Origin of the sequence: Nocardioides sp. YIM 152588 (assembly GCF_040191335.1) — a bacterium.
Taxonomy (GTDB): Bacteria; Actinomycetota; Actinomycetes; order Propionibacteriales; family Nocardioidaceae; genus Nocardioides.
This window is the reverse complement of sequence record NZ_JBEGDJ010000114.1, coordinates 1-1,220: the sequence shown is the minus strand read 5'-3', so window position 1 is coordinate 1,220 and position 1,220 is coordinate 1. Positions and strand designations below refer to the sequence as shown.

At 72.1% G+C, this 1,220-nt stretch carries 1 protein-coding gene; it reads left to right on the top strand.

All coding sequences use genetic code 11. The features are described 5' to 3' along the window. Positions 1–991: amidohydrolase (locus ABLM29_RS22270; protein WP_349716840.1), on the top strand; the 991-nt coding region annotated here is incomplete at its 5' end. Between the last annotated feature and the right edge of the window lie 229 nt (positions 992–1,220).

Sequence of the window (1,220 nt, the reverse complement as noted above, 5' to 3'; positions counted from 1 at the left end):
GCCCTACGCCAGCGAGGTGCCGGGCGTGATGCACGCGTGCGGTCACGACGTGCACACCGCGTCGCTGGTCGGCGCGATGCTGCAGCTCGCGGAGCAGCCGGGATCCTGGTCCGGGACGCTGATCGGGGTCTTCCAGCCCGCTGAGGAGAACGGTGCGGGCGCGTTGGCGATGCTCGACGACGGGCTCTTCGACGACACCGGGCTCCCGGACGTGGTGCTGGGCCAGCACGTCACCCCGGCGCCGGTCGGCCAGCTGATCTGCCGGCCGGGCTGGTTCCTCTCCGCCCAGCGATCCTGGCGGGTCACGGTCCGCGGCGTGGGAGGGCACGCCAGCCGCCCGCACCTGGCCAAGGACGCGGTCGTCGCCGCGGTCGCGATGGTGCACCGGCTGCAGACCGTCGTCGCCCGCGAGGTGGACCCGTTCCGGATGGCGGTGCTCACGGTGGCCACGTTCCACGCCGGCACCAAGGAGAACGTCATTCCGGCCGAGGCGGTCTTCACCGTCTCCGCGCGCAGCTACGAGCCGGTCGTCGCCGAGCGGGTGCGGGAGTCCCTTCTCCGGATCGTGCGCGGAGAGGCGGCGGCCGCGGGCGTCGACGTCGAGGTCGAGGACGTCTCGGAGATCCCGGCGTGCTGGAACGACCCGGCGGAGAACGACCGGGTCGCGGCGGCGCTGGCCACCGTGTTCGGCCCCGACGCCGTGGCGCCGCCGCGCGACCCGCTGCCGGCCAGCGACGACTTCAGCCGGTACGCCGAGCGACTCGGCGTGCCGTCGGTGATCTGGAACTTCGGCGTCCAGGACCCGGCACTCCACGCCGGGCCCGAGCCGGTGCCGCGCAACCACGACGCCCGGTTCGCGCCCCATCCCACCGACGCCGTGCGCGTCGGCATGCAGGGTGCGCTCGCGGTGCTTCGCGCCCGCCTGCAGCCGGAACTGGATACAAAACAGGCCGCTTTTGAAACCTCCCGGGTCGGTGTGAAACCGACATGAAACGCAATACGGCGATAGGTGAAAAGGCAACTGGATACAACATTCAGGTGCCAGTGATGATGACCGGAGCCTCCGTGGTGGACGAGAACGTGCTGGACCGCGCCGTCGCGCTGTACCGGGACCTGCACCGTCATCCGGAGCTGTCCGGTGAGGAGCACCGGACCCAGGCCCGGGTCCGCGAGGCGCTCGCCGGCACCGGTGCGGAGATCCGGGCGTGCGGCGGGACCGG